Annotated in this window: 14 protein-coding genes and 1 tRNA gene; 10 read left to right on the forward strand and 5 right to left on the reverse strand. The window is 66.3% G+C overall.

Going from position 1 to position 15,788, the window contains the following annotated elements; genetic code table 11:
- Positions 1-98: 98 nt before the first annotated feature.
- Complete coding sequence (locus tag ACGFK0_RS17420) at positions 99-1,553, reverse strand: MFS transporter (RefSeq protein ID WP_392905894.1); 1,455 nt, start codon at positions 1,551-1,553, stop codon at positions 99-101.
- Between the two features lie 75 nt (positions 1,554-1,628).
- Here ACGFK0_RS17420 and ACGFK0_RS17425 point away from each other — a divergent pair, with 75 nt between their 5' ends.
- The 4 genes from ACGFK0_RS17425 to ACGFK0_RS17440 all read left to right on the forward strand — a co-directional run bounded on the left by ACGFK0_RS17425 (position 1,629) and on the right by ACGFK0_RS17440 (position 5,413).
- Positions 1,629-2,036, forward strand: coding sequence for a MarR family winged helix-turn-helix transcriptional regulator (locus ACGFK0_RS17425; RefSeq protein ID WP_392905895.1), 408 nt, complete (start codon positions 1,629-1,631; stop codon positions 2,034-2,036).
- Between the two features lie 174 nt (positions 2,037-2,210).
- Positions 2,211-2,759, forward strand: a complete 549-nt coding sequence (locus ACGFK0_RS17430; protein ID WP_392905897.1) for a GNAT family N-acetyltransferase — start codon at positions 2,211-2,213, stop codon at positions 2,757-2,759.
- A gap of 180 nt (positions 2,760-2,939) precedes the next feature.
- Positions 2,940-4,166 (forward strand): FxsB family cyclophane-forming radical SAM/SPASM peptide maturase, encoded by a 1,227-nt coding sequence (locus ACGFK0_RS17435; protein WP_392905898.1) that lies wholly within the window; start codon positions 2,940-2,942, stop codon positions 4,164-4,166.
- On the forward strand, positions 4,166-5,413 hold the full coding sequence (locus ACGFK0_RS17440; RefSeq protein WP_392905899.1) for an HEXXH motif domain-containing protein: 1,248 nt from the start codon (positions 4,166-4,168) through the stop codon (positions 5,411-5,413). Before ACGFK0_RS17435 ends, ACGFK0_RS17440 begins: the two co-directional genes overlap by 1 nt.
- Before the next feature lie 27 nt (positions 5,414-5,440).
- Here the strand turns inward: ACGFK0_RS17440 and fxsT are convergent, their stop codons facing one another.
- Entirely contained in the window at positions 5,441-7,975 is a 2,535-nt protein-coding gene (fxsT, locus tag ACGFK0_RS17445) for an FxSxx-COOH system tetratricopeptide repeat protein (RefSeq protein WP_392905998.1), read from the reverse strand.
- 299 nt (positions 7,976-8,274) lie between these two features.
- On the opposite strand from fxsT, the gene ACGFK0_RS17450 reads away from it, so the two are divergent.
- The 3 genes from ACGFK0_RS17450 to ACGFK0_RS17460 all read left to right on the forward strand — a co-directional run bounded on the left by ACGFK0_RS17450 (position 8,275) and on the right by ACGFK0_RS17460 (position 11,119).
- On the forward strand, positions 8,275-8,463 hold the full coding sequence (locus tag ACGFK0_RS17450; protein ID WP_392905900.1) for a hypothetical protein: 189 nt from the start codon (positions 8,275-8,277) through the stop codon (positions 8,461-8,463).
- A 609-nt stretch (positions 8,464-9,072) separates the two neighbouring features.
- A complete protein-coding gene (locus ACGFK0_RS17455) occupies positions 9,073-9,624 on the forward strand; it encodes a hypothetical protein (RefSeq protein WP_392905901.1) in 552 nt (183 codons plus the stop codon).
- Between the two features lie 112 nt (positions 9,625-9,736).
- Positions 9,737-11,119, forward strand: coding sequence for an MFS transporter (locus ACGFK0_RS17460; protein ID WP_392905902.1), 1,383 nt, complete (start codon positions 9,737-9,739; stop codon positions 11,117-11,119).
- 224 nt (positions 11,120-11,343) lie between these two features.
- On the opposite strand, the gene ACGFK0_RS17465 is transcribed toward ACGFK0_RS17460, so the two are convergent.
- Positions 11,344-11,844, reverse strand: a complete 501-nt coding sequence (locus tag ACGFK0_RS17465) for a MarR family winged helix-turn-helix transcriptional regulator (RefSeq protein WP_392905903.1) — start codon at positions 11,842-11,844, stop codon at positions 11,344-11,346.
- A 66-nt stretch (positions 11,845-11,910) separates the two neighbouring features.
- Here ACGFK0_RS17465 and ACGFK0_RS17470 point away from each other — a divergent pair, with 66 nt between their 5' ends.
- Together ACGFK0_RS17470 and ACGFK0_RS17475 are read left to right on the forward strand one after the other, a co-directional pair.
- The gene (locus ACGFK0_RS17470) at positions 11,911-12,300 is read left to right on the forward strand and encodes a nuclear transport factor 2 family protein (RefSeq protein ID WP_392905904.1); all 390 of its coding nucleotides are present in this window, start codon (positions 11,911-11,913) and stop codon (positions 12,298-12,300) included.
- A 229-nt stretch (positions 12,301-12,529) separates the two neighbouring features.
- Positions 12,530-12,895, forward strand: coding sequence for a cupin domain-containing protein (locus ACGFK0_RS17475; RefSeq protein WP_392905905.1), 366 nt, complete (start codon positions 12,530-12,532; stop codon positions 12,893-12,895).
- A 169-nt stretch (positions 12,896-13,064) separates the two neighbouring features.
- Here ACGFK0_RS17475 and ACGFK0_RS17480 read toward each other — a convergent pair.
- Positions 13,065-13,137 (reverse strand) — tRNA-Thr (locus ACGFK0_RS17480).
- Between the two features lie 64 nt (positions 13,138-13,201).
- Positions 13,202-14,686, reverse strand: coding sequence for an alpha/beta hydrolase (locus tag ACGFK0_RS17485; protein ID WP_392905906.1), 1,485 nt, complete (start codon positions 14,684-14,686; stop codon positions 13,202-13,204).
- A 222-nt stretch (positions 14,687-14,908) separates the two neighbouring features.
- On the opposite strand from ACGFK0_RS17485, the gene ACGFK0_RS17490 reads away from it, so the two are divergent.
- Positions 14,909-15,658 carry a DUF427 domain-containing protein gene (locus tag ACGFK0_RS17490; RefSeq protein ID WP_392905907.1) on the forward strand — a complete coding sequence of 250 codons (750 nt, stop codon included), beginning with the start codon at positions 14,909-14,911 and terminating at the stop codon, positions 15,656-15,658.
- Positions 15,659-15,788: the final 130 nt, after the last annotated feature.

Genomic DNA, 15,788 nt, shown 5'->3' on the forward strand with positions numbered 1-15,788 from the left:
AGCACACACGGGGTGCCGCAGACGCACACGGAGTGGAGCGGTTCGGGTCAGCGGCGGGGGCGCCCCCTGGTTGGGGCGCCCCCGCCGGGAATATTGCGTCAGGCGTGCTTGGGCTGGTGGTTACGTCGCAGCAGGGGAACCAGGTTCAGTGCCAGGCCGATCAGGGCGACGGCTCCGACCAGGTTGACGCCCGGGGTGAACTCGGCGAACCCCTCGCCGCCGGCGGCCGTCCCCGATGCGACCAGGGCGGTGACCACCGCCAGGACGAGGGCGGCGCCGACCTGGCCCGATGTCTGGACGAGACCGGAGGCCAGCCCCTGTTCGGAGTCGTCGATCCCCTCCGTCGCCTGACCCATGATCGAACTGAACCCGAAGGCGAACCCGCCGCCCAGCAGCAGCATGGTGGGCAGGATGGTGAACGCATAGTGCGGCGCGTGCCCGGCCGTGGCCAGGAACCATGCATAGCCGAGGGTCAGGGACGCCATGGAACTGATGATCAGGCGGGGCGTTCCGTACCGGTCGATCAGCCGGCCCACGAACGGCGAGCCGAAGGCCACGACGAGTCCAGCCGGCAGCAGCGCCATGGCCATCTTCAGCGGCGACCAGCGCAGCACGTCCTGCAGGTAGAGCGTCATCATGAACTGGAAGCTCAGGTACGACCCGAACAGCGCGACGATGCTGAGGTTGGCCCGGATGATCGTCCCGATCCGCAGGATGCCCAACCGGATCAGCGGATGCCGCACCCTGTTCTCGGTGACGAAGAATCCCACGAGCAGCGCCGCCGCCAGCACGATGGAGCCCAGCGTGACCGGGTCGAGCCAGCCCCGGTCAGGCGCGGAAACAACGGTGTAGACGGCGAGCAGCATGCCCCCGGTGAGGGTGACGGCGCCGACGAGGTCGTGGCCGCCGGCGGCGGCCGGCCTGTCCCGCGGGATCAGGACGGCGCCCGCGACCAGGGCGATGAGGGCAAGGGGAACGGGCGTCAGGAACGTCCAGCGCCACCCGAAGCTGGTCAGCAGCCCACCGAGGATCAGTCCGGACGAGTAGCCGCTGGCGCCGAAAACCGAGAAGACGGACAGGGCCCGGTTGCGTGACGGCCCCTCACGGAACGTGGTGGTCAAAATGGACAGAGCGGTCGGCGCGGTGAATGCGGCGGCCAGGCCCTTCACGAAACGGGTGACGATCAGCAGCGTGCCGTCGTTCACCAGGGCGCCCACCAGGGACGCCAGCGCGAACACGGCCAAAGCGGCGAGGAAGACCCGGCGGCGGCCGAGCAGGTCGGCGGTACGTCCGCCGAGCAGCAGCAGACCGCCGTAGCCAAGGACGTAGCCGTTCACGATCCATTGCAGTGATGTGGTCGAAAGGCCCAGCTCGGCGCCGATCGACGGCAACGCGACGCCCACCATCGAGACGTCGAGGGCGTCGAGGAACAGCACGGCGCACAGGACCGCGAGGACTCCCCACAGCCGGGGGGTCCAGGTCTGTTCGGCCGACGCGCTCGCGGCGGCCGGCGCACGGACGGTCGGGGCAGTTGAGGTGTCGGTGATAGCCACGTCGAAGGACAGTACATGCGCATGCATTAAATGTCCACGCACTAAATTCCTTGGAATTTAATGTGGATGCATCCGATGCGCACACATGGTAAGGTCCGCGACATGGAGGCGGAGTCTGCTCTGGTCGGCCGCTGGCGCAAGCTTGCGACCTGCTACAACACGGTCGCTTGCGCCCTCGAGCGTGCCCTGCAAGACGCCCATGGCCTCAGCATGAGCGAGTACGAGACCCTCGACCGCCTCGTCGACCTCGACTGTGAGAAGCACCGCATGCAGGAGATCGCCGCGGCCATGTACCTCAGCCAGAGCGCCCTGTCCCGCACGGTCGCCCGCCTCGAGAAGCACGGCTACGTCCAGCGCGGCCTCTGCAAGGACGACCGCCGCGGCGTCTTCGTCGAGATCACCGACGCCGGCCGCCGGAGCCACTCCGAGGCACGCGAGACCCACCTGAAGGTCCTCACCGAACACCTCGGCTCCACCCTCTGACCGCACGACCGCAGGGCTTTGCGCCCCGCGGACCGGCTCCGCTTCCCAGACGTGACTGTGCGGCGAGTGCGCTCCACGGGGAACGTGATGCAACCTGACCGTAGGCGGCCGGTCGTCCAGCGGCCGGCCCACAAAGGCCGGTCCATGGGCAGCACGGGCCAGGGCGGAGGTGTTGTGGGCTGTCGCGTGATGCTGCGCCGGTTGCGGGCGGCGGACGAGGACGAGTTCGTCCGGCTCGCCGAACAGAGCGCCGACCTGCACAAGGACTGGGTCAGGACGCCGGCCGACCCGGAGGCGTTCCGCGAGTACCTGGGCCGGTTCGCGGACCCGGCGGCCGGCGAGGCACTGCTGATCAAACGGGCGGACACGGGCGCCATCGCGGGTCATGCCACGCTCACCGGCATCGTCCGCGGACCGTACGACCGCGCGATCCTCGGTTTCGCCGCCTTCACACCGAACGCGGGCCGTGGCTTCATGACGGAAGGCGTCGGCCTGACCGTCCTCTACGCTTTCGGCCCGCTGGGCCTTCACCGGGTCGAGGCGGATGTCCAGCCGGGCAACGAACCCTCCCGCCGACTGGTCCGCCGGCTCGGCTTCCGGCGGGAAGGGTTCTCTCCCGAGTTCATCAACATCGGCGGCATCTGGCGCGACCACGAACGCTGGGCCCTCACCGCCGGCATGACCACCAGCCTCCCCCCATGCGACGCGAACCTGATGCCGTAGCCCGTTTCCTGACCGGCCGTTTTCGCAGGTGACGGTGACGAGATCGGGCGGCAGCCCGTGCGCGGCCCGGATCGGCCGTCGTATATCGGTTTAATGATCTCCCTAAACGACCTATAAAGGGACAAAACCGGACAGTGCGCCAAGTCGCACGCATCGATTGCCGACGAGAGGTGGACGGGCGTGGCGCACAGTGGACACACGGGCGAAAGCTCCGAGTGGCCGGGCACCCTGGACGTGGGCGCGCTGCTCGAGTCGGGATGGCGACCGACACCGTTCCGGCAGTTCATTCTCAAGATCCACAGCCGCTGCAACCTGAAATGTACGTACTGCTACATGTACGAGATGGCTGACCAAAATTGGCGGAAACAGCCTCGTCGTATGACGAAACCCACGGTCGTCAAGGTTGCGGAACGGATCGCCGAACACGCTCGCGCCAACAAGCTTCCCGGGATCGATGTCATCCTGCATGGCGGGGAGCCGCTCCTCGCGGGCCTCGAGCACCTCCGGTACGCATTGCACACCATCCGATCCGCCATCGATCCGATGACCACGGTCACCTTCCACGTGCAGACCAATGGCGTACTGCTCGACACCAACTTTCTCAACCTGTTCGACGAACTGGGCGTTCTCCTGGGAGTGAGTCTGGATGGCGATCAGGACGGTCACGATTCGCATCGAAAGCGCGCCGACGGCCGGGGGAGCTATCAAGCGGTGGCCGCCGGGCTCGACCTGCTCAACGCACCGCAGTACAGGCACCTCTTCTCCGGCTTGCTGACCACCATCGATCTAGGCGCCGACCCATTGAAGACCTACGACGCGCTTCTAGCATTCCGCCCATCGTCCATCGATTTCCTGCTCCCCCATGGCAACTGGGACACGCCGCCCCCCGGCCTGCCCGCGCCCGGGCGGACACCCTATGCGGACTGGCTGATCGCGATCTTCGACCGCTGGTATCGGGCACCCGTCCAGGAGACCCGGATCAGGATGTTCGTCGAAATCATGCGCATGCTCGGTGGCCGCCCGTCCCGCAGCGAGGCCCTTGGGCTGTCGCCGGTGGCGGTCACGGTCGTCGAGACCGACGGGTCCATCGAACTGGTCGACACGCTCAAATCCGCCTACGAGGGGGCGGCCTCCACTCGTCTGCACGTCTTCCGCGACAGTTTCGACTCGGCGCTCATGCTCGCTCCGGTCGCGGCACGGCAGATCGGCATCGCGGCTCTATCGCCCAAATGCCGGGCGTGCGACGTCCATCGCGTGTGCGGCGGCGGCCTTTATCCGCACCGGTACCGGGCGGGACGCGGTTTCCGGAACCCGAGCGTGTTCTGCACGGACCTCCTGCGCCTGATCACTCACGTCCGGCAGGTCATGGTGGACGATCTGGCCGAACTGACGGGATCGCGTGGCTGATGCTGTCCGAAAGGACGTTTCTCAGCCTCGCTCGCGGCGGTGGTGGCGAGAAAGCCGTCGAAGAACTGCGTGCCATCCACCGGGGACGAGTGCTGGTTCTGATACGGGGATTGCTGGATAAGGCACAGGAAGCGGGGCATCCCGAAGCCGGTATGGCCGCAAACGGCTTCGAGCTGCTCAACTCACTCCGCCGCGCCCATCCGAACCTGGTCAATGAGATCCTCGCCTATCCAACGGTCACCGCCTGGGTGCGGCGGACGCTCACAGAGCTGCGCGAGGGGCGGCCGTCCCATCCAGGGCGGCTGGCATGCGCAGCCGCCGTAGCGGCTTACCGGGTCGGCAGCGACCGGGCCGTAGTGGTTCCGGCGGAGAACGGCGCCGTCGTCCTGCCCGGGCTTGGACGCGCGACCCTGCTTGACCGCGCCACGGCCGAGTTCGGCTCCGGACGAGTCGGGCACGTGACCCTGAGCGACGGCGAACCCGGTTGGACGCCCCTGCGGACCTTGCACGCCCGGCACGACGGGATCGCCGTCAGATTCGTCATCGAGGATGGCGATCCCGACCGGATGCCCGGTGCAGGCACCGTCACAGGACGCCTCGACGATCTGGCCGTCAGGCAGTGGCAGGACGTCCTCTCGGAGGCATGGCAGAGCATGGCTTCGCTGCATTGGACCACTGCCACCGAGGTTTCCGCCGCCATCACCGCGTTGACGCCTCTGCGTACGTCCGGAAACGGGCATGTGAGCGGCACACCGACCCACGCCTTCGGCAACATCGGCCTGTCGACACCGCCTGGGCCGCTTGAGCTCGCGGAAACGTTGGCCCACGAGGTGCAGCACGTGAAACTCAGTGCCCTGCTGGAGATCGTTCCATTGACGCTCCGTGACGACCGCCCCCTCCACTACGCGCCCTGGCGGCCGGATCCGCGCCCTATCGCGGGTCTGCTCCAGGGGACGTACGCCTATCTGGGCGTTACCGGCTTCTGGCGCAGGCAGCGAGAAGTCGAACGCGGGAACCAAGCGCTGCGTGCGCACAGCGAGTTCGCGCGTTGGCGAGAGGCTGCCGGCCAGGCGGCACGAACGCTGGCCGACAGTGAACGCCTCACCGATATGGGCATGGTCTTCGTGGAAGAGATGGCGCGGACACTCAGGGTATGGCGGCGGGAGTACGTCCCCCCTGTCGCCCACCGGAATGCCAGAGCGAACGCGGACGAACATCGCTCATCATGGCGCAGCCGCCATTCCTGACCACACCCCCTAAACCGAGGCGCGCGCCTAAATCGGAGGTGGGTCGAAGTCGCAGTCGAGGTGACGTTGTTTTTTGGCGACGATTGCATCGGGGTGTTCCTGACCGAGCGTCGCCGCATAGTGGTCCATCGTCGCCGTGTGGAGGTTCAGCGCCTCCTCCTTCATTCCCGCGGTGAGCAGATCCGTGGCGAGGTTGGCCGCGCAAGCGAGCGTCATAGGGTGGCGATCACCGAGAGTCTGCGTCAACCGCCACAGCGTTCCCCGCCCCAGTTGAACGGCCCCTTCGATGTCGTCCAGCGCGGCGAGGTCGCTGGCGAGATTCACCGCGACCGTTAGCGGGTAATGGTGATCGCGCCCCAACCTCGCTTCCAGACCTGCGAGAGCCTGCTCGTTCAATGTACGCGCCTTGGCCGCCTCCCCGGTCACCCGTCGCAGAAGCGCGAGGTTCCCGGTGCAGCCGTAGTTATAGGGGTGTTCCGGGCCGTAGACGCCCGGATACCGGTTCACGGTGTCCGCCGCCAGCGTCATCGCGTTGTCGAGTTCCCCCATCGTCCGCTGGATGTTCGCCAGGCACATCGCGGATGCAAGCGTATCCGGATGGGTCAGTCCGAAAAGCCGCAAGTAGCGTGAGTGGACGTTCAGAGCCATTTCCTGGGCATTCTCGAACTCGCCTACCCGCCGCCAGGAGATGGACAGGTCCTTCGCGGCACGGAGCGTCCAGGGGTGGTCGGCACCGAGTTCGGTGACCCCGTACGCGTGCACCTCCACACCAAGGTCGCACGCCTCGGCATAGTCGCCACAGAGCCGGACCGCCCGCGCCAGCCCGCTCCACGGAGCGAGAAGGTCCACCGCGTCACCGGAACGCCCGAGCGCACGTTGCTGGATATAGGCGCGCTCATGGTACTCCTTGCATTTCTCATACTGGCTGTTGAGTCCGTGATCCAGCCCGAGACTGTTGACCACGCGCGCCGTCTGCGGCTCGCGTTTCTGGAACGCCCGATTGTGCCGTTCGAGCGACTTCATGTCGTGATCCAGCGCTTGCGAGAACTCGCCGCCGGCACGGTAGTCGGCACCGAGGCTGTTGAGGAGCTGGAGCGTCTCCGGATGTTCCGCTCCTGCGACCCTTTCCATCGCCGGCATCGTCCGGAAGTCAAGGTCGTAGGCGCCCTGGAAGTCACCGAGGTCCCGGAGAACATTGCCGAGATGACGCTGTGCGCGGAGAACATCCATCTCCTCCGGTGACCCGTCCAGGGACCACCGCTTGATGAACTGCTCAAGGAAGTTGCGCGCCGACCCGTAGTCGCCGGACGCCCGCAGGTATCGGACCACCTGGAGCAGCATCTCCCGTACTTCCGGGTCATGGCTTTCCGCGATCTCGGCAGGCTGGACATGGCCGAGCAGGTCGAAGTACTCCGACCAGCTTGTCGGGTCCTGCGGCACGTCCGGTGCGGCCTGCGCCAGGAGCAGGTAGACCTCGCTCCGGATACGTGCCCGGTCGGACTTTCCGAGTTCCTCACGGACCAGCGCTTGGATCAGCCGGTGCACCTGAATCGTCCGGCTGGTCGTGTTGTCGATCTTGGCGAGCGCATAGCGGCCGAGTTCTCCGATGGCGCGGCTCAGTCGAATCGGGTCGTCGAGCAGCTCCGCTATCTCCGGGCTCAGCTTCGGGTGACTCTGGTTGAAGACGTCCCGCGGGATGGGCTCCGGGCTGAAGAAGGCGCAGTAGCGGAGCAGCTCGACCGCTTCGGGCAGCGACTTTCGCAGGCTGCTGACCGACAGCCCCCACGCGGCCGTCATCGATTCCGGGTACTCCGACGGCTTGCCCACGGACAACAGCTCGGCCGTCCGCTCGGCCAGCAGCTCCAGATACTCCGACACGGGCATGCCGGTCTCCGCCTGAAGCGCGCCGGCCTGCTCGAGTGCAAGCGGAAGGTCGCCGAGTTCATCCGCCAGGCGGTCGGCGTCGGGATCGTCGACCGTGCGGGGAACTCGCTTGGCCAGGAACTTCAGGCTCTCCCTCCGGGTGAACACGTCGACGGGGACGGTCTCGTAGACGCCGCTCCACCGGTGGTTACGCGAGGTGATCAAGACATGGCCGGGCCCGGCGCTGGGGATGAGTTCGGTCAGGTCCTCGGGTTGATCGGCGTTATCGAAGATCAGCAGCCATTTGTCGAACGGGTCGCCGCGCCTCAACGCGTCCAGCACGGAGTTGCAGGCGTCCTCGATGCCCGTCACGGTCATCGGAGGAAGGTTGAGATGCGGGGAGAGAGCGGCCAACGCGGACCGCAGCAGATTCGGCTGGTCCGCCGACACCCACCAGACCAGGTCATAATGCGCACCGAACCTGTGCGCGTACTCGACCGCCATCTGGGTCTTGCCGACTCCGCCGAGTCCATGGAGGGCGTGCGGCGCGGACACGACAGCCGTCACCTTGCCCGTTATTCCCTCCTGCCCCGTTATTCCCGCCCGCAGCCTGTCGAGAAGTTCTTCACGTCCGATGAAGTTCCTGTTCCGCGGGGGAACCTTCTTCCCCCACACCTGAGGAACCCGCCTGGCGCCCATCCCGCCCTGACCAGCCGATAGCTCCACGTGTACCGCCTCCGGTTCCCGCTCGCGGACGGCGACCCTTTTCGTCACCCGATGGGACGCCGACCACGATACTCGCAACACCCAGAAAGGAACATGCCATTTAGGACGTCCAATAAAATCGAGAGCGACCGGCCATAAGTCCAATATTCTGGCTTTGTGTCACGGGACACAAAACCCGTGAGCAGAGAGTGCTATGCGATCGCCTTCTGGCCATATCAACGCTGTCGTGTCAAACTTAAAGGGTTCGCCGCCCAGCGACCACTGGAGATCACATGCAGGACCCCGGAAACCTCCAGGTCAGCCGACTCGACTTCTCCAAAGTCTCCTTCGATCGGCTGGATGAGATCAGCGAAAGCGCACTGTGGCACGCCGTGAACGAGATACTCGACCCACGGTATGACGGCGACGCCATCGCGGCCTTCAACTCTTTCGCGTCACCACCGGGCGACGACGAGACCTGATTGGCCGGATACGGTCAGCCACTCACCCCGGCCGCCATTCTGGGCGTCGTACTCGACATCCAGAACATCTGCCCTCAGAGCAGGACGGCAACGAGTGAGCTCTCCCGCCCCACTTCCTGGTACAGGATTCGCGCTGTTTGTGGGGCCCAGGTTCTTCACCACAGAAGCGCGCGCTATTCACTGCCGGGACAGCGACACCAAACTCGCCGGAGGGCGGACGTCCGGCAGGCCGGTGGCCATCGGCCAGGCGGAGACGCTCTTCCACCGGTCACCGATCTACGCGGCGTCGGCGGCATCCAGGTGTTCGGGCCGCGTGCCGGCCGATCCCGGACCCCGCCGTGTGCTCCGGCAGGCCTTCGACCCATGGCCGCGTTGGCGGGTCGGCCACCACGCCCGTCCGTCCGGTGAGGTACTCCGAGCCTTGGCGCTCTCCACCCTGTCACGGACGGACGCCACTGGGCGGGCGCTCGACGCCGTCCTCGCCGAGCCCGCCGACGGCGGCCCGGTGCTCCTCCGGGCCGCAGGGGGCGGAGGACCTGCGACAGCGAGACCATCCCCTGCGATATCACATGACGGTCAGTAAGGTTTACAAGTCGAACCGGGGGAAGTATGCAGGACGTGGCCGTTGTTGGACTCGCGATCGGCTCAGCCACGATTCTTGGCACTGTTATGGCAACCGTCGGGGGTTTCGTTGCCGAATGGCGCCGCACACGGCACGCAAGCCGCCAAGAGCGAGATCAGCGGGTTGAAAGGGAACAGGAGGCACATCAACGAGAACTGCAGGCGTCTCTCGCGGAGGTACGGCTTGCGGTGATCAAGGTTAGCGTCGGGACGCAACTCGTCCAGGACATGCGGCGGACAGATGCCGCCCGATTGGACAATCGTGATTTACCCGATCGAATCAGACGCATAAGGGATGATTACCCCAAAGCAGAAGCCGCTCTTCTCGGACTCTGGGGTATCAGCCACAGCGAAGAGACTCGAGAGGTGGTCGCGTCCCTCCTGGAGGAGGTGGCGTGGGCTTTCCAGTACGGTAAGTCCGCGGGTGGAGCGGATGTCGACCCCGTCGAGGTCGATCGCCGGATCAAGCAGCGGGTTCAGCAACTGAGCATCGCGGTGACCGCCGAGGGCACCTGCCCACAGCGGCCGGGCGAACACTGACCACGCTGCTGGATCGCCCTCGAAATACTGCCTGATCCACTACAGTGCTGTGCGGCTCTACCGGTAACCCCTTGCTTTTAAGAGCCCCGCTCTTGACGGGAAGGAGGTAAGCTTGGCAGCTTTGCACGTTCGGCGGAGATGGCGGGCAAAGAAATCACCTTCCCTTGGTCGTGATTTCACCTGGCTTACCTTCGGCTCAGGCGTTTCACAACTGGGCTCAGTGAGCGCGATGGCCGCGTTTCCATTGCTTGCCCTGTCGGTGATGGATTCACCTGTTCTGGCGGGTTGGGTGACTGCGGCGGGAACCCTCCCGCCCTTGCTACTCCAACTCCCCGCGGGCGTTCTCATCGAGCGAAGCGACTACAGGCACGTGATGGTCGCCACCCAGGCCATAAGAGTGGCCTCAGCCCTGATGCTCCTGGCCGCCTTCCGGATGTTCGACGAACCGGTCGCCGCCCTGCTGATCGCGGCCGCGGTGGAAGGCGCCTGCGCGGTCTTGTTCGCGACCGCCGAGCTCACCTCCGTACCCAGAGTCGTCCAGAGCCAACTGCTGCCGATCGCGATCGCGAGAAACGAGGCGCGCAGCCAAGGAGCCCTGTCCATGGGCCGCCCACTCGGCGGCTTTCTGGTAGCGGTCGGTCACTACGGCCCCTTGCTGATCAACCTGGTCGCCGGTCTCACCGCGCTTCTCTCGGTACTGAGAATGGATGGCCGGTTTTTCAGGACGCAGATTCCAGATGATACGGGGATGGTCAACGCCTTAAAAATCGGGCTGGCCGCCTTTTGGAACAGGCGTTTCCTGCGCGCCATCATGTTCGTCTGCATAGTGACGAACGTACTGTTCCAGATCGTCATACTTCTTTTCATTGTGCTGGCGAAGCAGGAGCAAAGGTCCACGCTCTTCATCGGAGTCATCCTGGCCGCCTCCGGCATCGGCGGCCTGATCGGCGCGTTCTCGGCCCGGTGGCTGATCACCGTCGACCGGAAACTCAGCGTCCTTGTGGCCTGCTCCGGAGCGTGGCTAGTCCTGACCGCCGTCATCGCCTTCACCCATCAACCCGTCGCCATGGTCACCGCCTGGGGCGGCATCGGCTTCGTCGGCGCAAACGTGAACGTCGCGCTGAACCTCTACCAGGCGAGTGAGATCGAGCAGCACCTTCTCGCCAGGGTCGCAAGCGCCAGCAATCTCATCAGCCGCAGCTCTGCCGCCGCCGGCGCCCTCTGCGCCGGATACATCGTCTCCGCCTGCGGCCCGACGCGGTCCGCCGAAGTCGTCTTCTGGCTGATGCTCGGGCTCACGGTCGGCGTATTCGCCTTGGCGATCGGCATCACCTGCCAGCGCCGAACCACCGCCCCTCACCCGGAGCCGACCATCGACGACCGAGCCCCCGAGCCGGCCTACGCCACAGACCGGCATGGCAGGGACAACGGGCAGGATGCCGCGATTGACCCCGAGCAGGATCGGCAATACGCGTTTCCAGGAGTACCGGCCTGAACTGAACGCGAGCGAGCCGGCCCCGAATGTTCCCGCCTGGTACCGCGGGTCCGACTGTGGCCATCGCCGACCTTGTCGGCCTGTTCCATGGCGGTGTCTTTGACCTCGCCTGATGCTGGGTCCATGTGGCGTTGGTCGAGGAGTCCGTGGACGTGGGTGGTGCCGGCGAGTGTGGGCGCGGGGGTGATCCCCTTGCTGGTGACGTCGGGACCGTTGGCCTCCGGTCAGGTGAGGGAGGTGTCGCCGAGCGACTGCAGCAGGGTGCGCAGCGCGTCGGCTAGACCGTCCGCCTGGTCGCGATCGAGGGCCTGGAGCAGGCGTGTCTCGTTAGCGATGTGCAGGGCGAACAGGTCGTCGATGGTCTGGCGGCCGTGGGGGGTGAGTCGGATCCGCACCGTGCGGCGGTCGACGGCGTCGGGGACCCGTTCGACGAGGTTCTTGGTCACCATGCGGTCGATGCGCTTGGTGATGGCGCCCGAGGTGACCATGGACGCCTTGACGAGCTGGCCGGGGGTCAGCTCGTAGGGTTCGCCCGAACGCCGGAGCGTGGTCAGAACGTCGGCCTCGCTGTTGTCCAGGCCGTGCCGGCGGAAGAAGCCCTGGATCTCCGCCTCCAGCAGCCGGGCAAGCCGTTGGATTCGGCCCACCACCCCGACCGGCCAGATGTCCACGTCGGGACGCTCCCGGCGCCAGGCGTCCATCACCGCGTCTACGGCGTCACCCATCTCACGCCCCCTCTTGCTAGTCTCTTATCGGTATCTTACCAAGAAGAGATATGAGGGAAGGTGTTCATGTCCCGCAACATGGAAGCGGCCCGGGCCGCTTACCAGACGTTCGCTGACGGCGACCTCGACCGGTTCGTCGAGTCACTCGACCCCGGCTTCGTCTCCCGGCAGTCGGCGGCAGTCCCCTGGCGCGGCACCTACCGGGGACATGAAGGCGTGCGGGAGATGTTCGGCAAGGTCGCCGAACATGCCGATGCCACCTACGAACCGGCCCAGTTCATCGAAGGCCGGGAGCACATCGTCGTCGTCGGCAACGCCCGCATCACCCCCCGCGGCACCGGGACGGCGACCACCGTCCGGGAACTGCACGTCTGGCACGTCAAGGAAGGCCGACTGCTCGGCCTGGACGTCTTCCTCAACGCCCCCGCACCGCTCCTGGCCGGGCTCGGGGCCTGAGCCGGTTTTGAACGCTCCAACGATCACCCCCGGGCACAAAGGAGATGACATTGTCCTGGCTGGACGGCGACTACCCACCCCCTCGCTATCACCAAGACCACGGTGAGATCAGCGGCCTTTCCGCTCCGCCGGCACACCGGCCGCCCCCATCACACCGTCCGGCGGACGGACCGACTATCTCGCCACCAAGGCATCGACCAGCGGCGAGTTCGGCCTCTACCGGGTCCGCATGAGCCCCGAAGCCGCCGACACGAGCACCCACTTCCACAAAACGATGACCGAATCGTTCTACGTCATAGCCGGCACCCTGCGGGTCTACGACGGCCGACGATGGGTCGACGCATCGGCGGGAGACTTCTTCCACGTGCCGCCGGGCGGCCTGCCCTCCTTTGGGAACCAGTCCGGCAAGCCGGTCGACTTCCTGAGGCTGTTCGCCCCCGGTGCGGCCCGGGAAGGCTACTTCGAAGGGGTCGGCCACCTCGCCGGCATGAGCGACGAGGAACGGATCGCCTTCTTCGTCCACCACGACAGCTACTTCACCGACATGGTCAAGGGCCCGGCGGCGCAGTCATGGCAGGCCCGCAGCGCACCGTGACACGAACCCGGTCCTGAGATGGGGCGGAGGCCGCTGCTGACACCGAGAAACCGGTGGCTGCTGCGGACGTGTTCGCACGCGTCATGGACGAGGTCGCCCAGACCCTGCTGTTAGCAAGCCTGGCAGCAAAGAAGCCCCTTCCAAGATCGGAAGGGGCTTCTGACGTGGGAGCCGCCTAACGGAATCGAACCGTTGACCTATTCATTACGAGTGAATCGCTCTGCCGACTGAGCTAAGGCGGCGTGCCGTGCGGGCACGGCGGGAAGCAGTCTACCGGGTCCGCGGGAGTGGGTGCGCACCGGTTATTCAGGGGCAGGTGGTGCCGTCCTTGGGTGGGTCGGTGGTGATCAGGTAGTTGTCGGTGGCCTTGGTGATGCAGGGGTTGCCTTGCAAGTAGGCGGTGTGGCCGTCGCCGTCGTAGGTGAGGAGGACGCCGCTGGAGAGCTGGTCTGCGAGGCTTTCGGCCCACTTGTAGGGCGTGGCCGGGTCGCGGGTGGTTCCGATGACGACGATGGGGGCGGCGCCCTTGGCGGCGATGGGTTTCGGCTCCTCCTTGGTCTGGACGGGCCAGTAGACGCATGGGAGGCCGCCCCAGACGACGAAGGGGCCGAAGAGGGGGGCGGCCTTCTCGGCTTCGGCGGCGGCCTTGCCGTAGGTGGCGAGGTCCGGGGGGTTGGGTTTGTCAACGCAGTTGACGGCCATGTTGGCGTCGGTCTGGTTGCTGTAGGTGCCGTTGGGTTCGCGCTCGACCATCTCGTCCGCGAGGGTGAGGAGGGTCGTGCCGTCGGCGTCCTGGATGGCCTGGGTGAGGGCTTGGCGGAGGACGGGCCAGTACTCCTTGACGTAGAGGGATCTGGCTATGCCCATCACGGCCAGGGACTCGGTGACCTTGCGGGAGTCCCGGGTGCTGCTGAGCGGCTTCTTGTCCGTCGCCGCAAGGAAGGAGGCGATTTTGGCTATGACCGCGTCGGCGGAATCGCCGAAGGGGCAGCCGCCTGTCTTGACGCAGTCGTCGGCGAACGCGCGCAGGGCCGTCTCGAAGCCCTTGGCCTGCTCGGTCAGTAGTTCGGTTGAGGACAGCTTGGGGTCGACGGCGCCGTCCAGAGCGAGGGCCCGGACGTTCTTGGGGAACTGTTCGGCGTAGAAGGCGCCCAGGTAGGTGCCGTAGGAGGCGCCGTAGTAGGTGAGCTTCCGGTCTCCCAGGGCGGCACGGAGGACGTCCATGTCGCGGGCGGCGTTGACGGTGCCCACGTGGGGGAGTTCGGCCGCGGCCTTGGTCTCGCAGTTCTGGGCGAACTCCTTGCCTTCGGCGCCTAGAGCGCTGGTCTCGCTCTCGCTGTCCGGGGAGGCGTCGGTGGCGAAGAAGTCGTCCAACTGGGGGCCTGTGTTGCAGCGGACGGGGGCGCTGTCGGCCACGCCGCGGGGGTCGAAGCCGACGATGTCGAAGCGGCCGCGCAGGTCGTCGCCGAAGGCGCGGGCCGCCTGGCGGACGAAGTCGACCCCGGAACCGCCGGGGCCACCGGGATTGGTGAACAGTGAGCCGATCCGGTTCGATCCGTCCTCGGCCGGGAGCCTGATGACGGCGATGCCGACCTTGTCACCGGACGGCTTGGCGTAGTCCAGAGGCACCTGGACGGTCGTGCATTCGAAACCGTCCTCGCAGCCCTTCCAGGACGGTTTCTGGCTGTAGAACGGTTCGAGCCCTGCGGGGGCGGCGGGCGGGGCCGTCTCCTCTTTCTCTGGGCTGTCGCTGCATCCGGTGGCCGTCGCGAACGCCAGCACGGTGGCCACGCTGATGAACCTTGCTGCCCGCACCTGGACCCCGTCTCGTCGTAGCGGCACGTACGCCGCCGCCTACGCTACGTCGGTGCGGTGGCCCGGGGCTACTTCCCTCCGTATTCGTGTTCGATGCCGTCGAGCAGCCAGTCGAGGCCCTGCTCGAAGTTCGGTCGGCGTGGCCGGATCTGGGCGTGTGCATCGAAATAGGGGTGGTGGCCGGGTGGTTGCCCAGGCATGAGCACATCGCGGAAGACCGGCGTCAGGATCGAGGAGAGCGGCAAGCGCGTCAGGGCCTATCTCGGCGGCCATCTGGTGGCCGATACGACGGGGGCGTCCCTCGTCTGGGAGATCCCCTACTACCCGACCTATTACTTCCCCGCCGCGGACGTGCGGGCCGAACTCGTCGAGGACGGGCCGGGCAAGCGTTCGCCGAGCCGGGGCGACGCGACCGCGTACACGGTGAAGGTGGACGGCGCCCAGGCCGAGGGCGCCGCGCTCCGGTACGTCGAGTCGCCCATCGAGGAGTTGCGCGGCCTGGTGCGTCTGGAGTGGGACGCGATGGACGGCTGGTTCGAGGAGGACGAGGAGGTCTTCGTCCATCCGCGCAGCCCGTACACGCGCGTCGACGTCCTGGCGTCGTCGCGGCATGTGCGGGTGGAGGTGGACGGGGTGACGGTCGCGGAGTCGTCCAGCCCGCGGCTGCTGTTCGAGACGGGCCTGCCGGTGCGGTACTACCTGCCGAAGACGCATGTCCGGATGGACCTGCTCGAACACACCGACACGGCGACGCACTGCCCGTACAAGGGCACCGCGGAGTACTGGTCGGTGCGTGCGGGGGGCGACGTTCACCGGGATCTCGCCTGGTCGTATCCGGTTCCGCTGGATGAGAGCCGCAAGGTCGCGGGGCTGGTCTGCTTCTACAGCGAGAAGGTCGACATCTACGTCGACGGCGTCCGGCAGGAGCGGCCGAAGACCCACTTCTAAGGACGGGCGTTCATCACCCGGGCGTGGAAGAACTAGCCGTATCCGACAATCCTCGTTCGCGTTCTTGTCAGCCAGGCATCACATCATCGAATGGAACATCACTCGATGGTGTGATGCCTGTCGCTTTGCC

This window comes from Spirillospora sp. NPDC048823, assembly GCF_043198445.1.
In the GTDB taxonomy this organism is placed as follows: Bacteria; Actinomycetota; Actinomycetes; order Streptosporangiales; family Streptosporangiaceae; genus Spirillospora.

What these genes read in the sequence shown, in the direction of transcription:
- ACGFK0_RS17490 (WP_392905907.1), top strand. Translation starts at nt 14,909, where the DNA reads ATGAGCACATCGCGGAAGACCGGCGTCAGGATCGAGGAGAGCGGCAAG.
- fxsT (WP_392905998.1), bottom strand. Translation starts at nt 7,975, where the DNA reads ATGGGCGCCAGGCGGGTTCCTCAGGTGTGGGGGAAGAAGGTTCCCCCG.
- ACGFK0_RS17475 (WP_392905905.1), top strand. Translation starts at nt 12,530, where the DNA reads ATGAGCCCCGAAGCCGCCGACACGAGCACCCACTTCCACAAAACGATG.
- ACGFK0_RS17465 (WP_392905903.1), bottom strand. Translation starts at nt 11,844, where the DNA reads ATGGGTGACGCCGTAGACGCGGTGATGGACGCCTGGCGCCGGGAGCGT.
- ACGFK0_RS17455 (WP_392905901.1), top strand. Translation starts at nt 9,073, where the DNA reads ATGCAGGACGTGGCCGTTGTTGGACTCGCGATCGGCTCAGCCACGATT.
- ACGFK0_RS17450 (WP_392905900.1), top strand. Translation starts at nt 8,275, where the DNA reads ATGCAGGACCCCGGAAACCTCCAGGTCAGCCGACTCGACTTCTCCAAA.
- ACGFK0_RS17440 (WP_392905899.1), top strand. Translation starts at nt 4,166, where the DNA reads ATGCTGTCCGAAAGGACGTTTCTCAGCCTCGCTCGCGGCGGTGGTGGC.
- ACGFK0_RS17470 (WP_392905904.1), top strand. Translation starts at nt 11,911, where the DNA reads ATGTCCCGCAACATGGAAGCGGCCCGGGCCGCTTACCAGACGTTCGCT.
- ACGFK0_RS17425 (WP_392905895.1), top strand. Translation starts at nt 1,629, where the DNA reads ATGCGCACACATGGTAAGGTCCGCGACATGGAGGCGGAGTCTGCTCTG.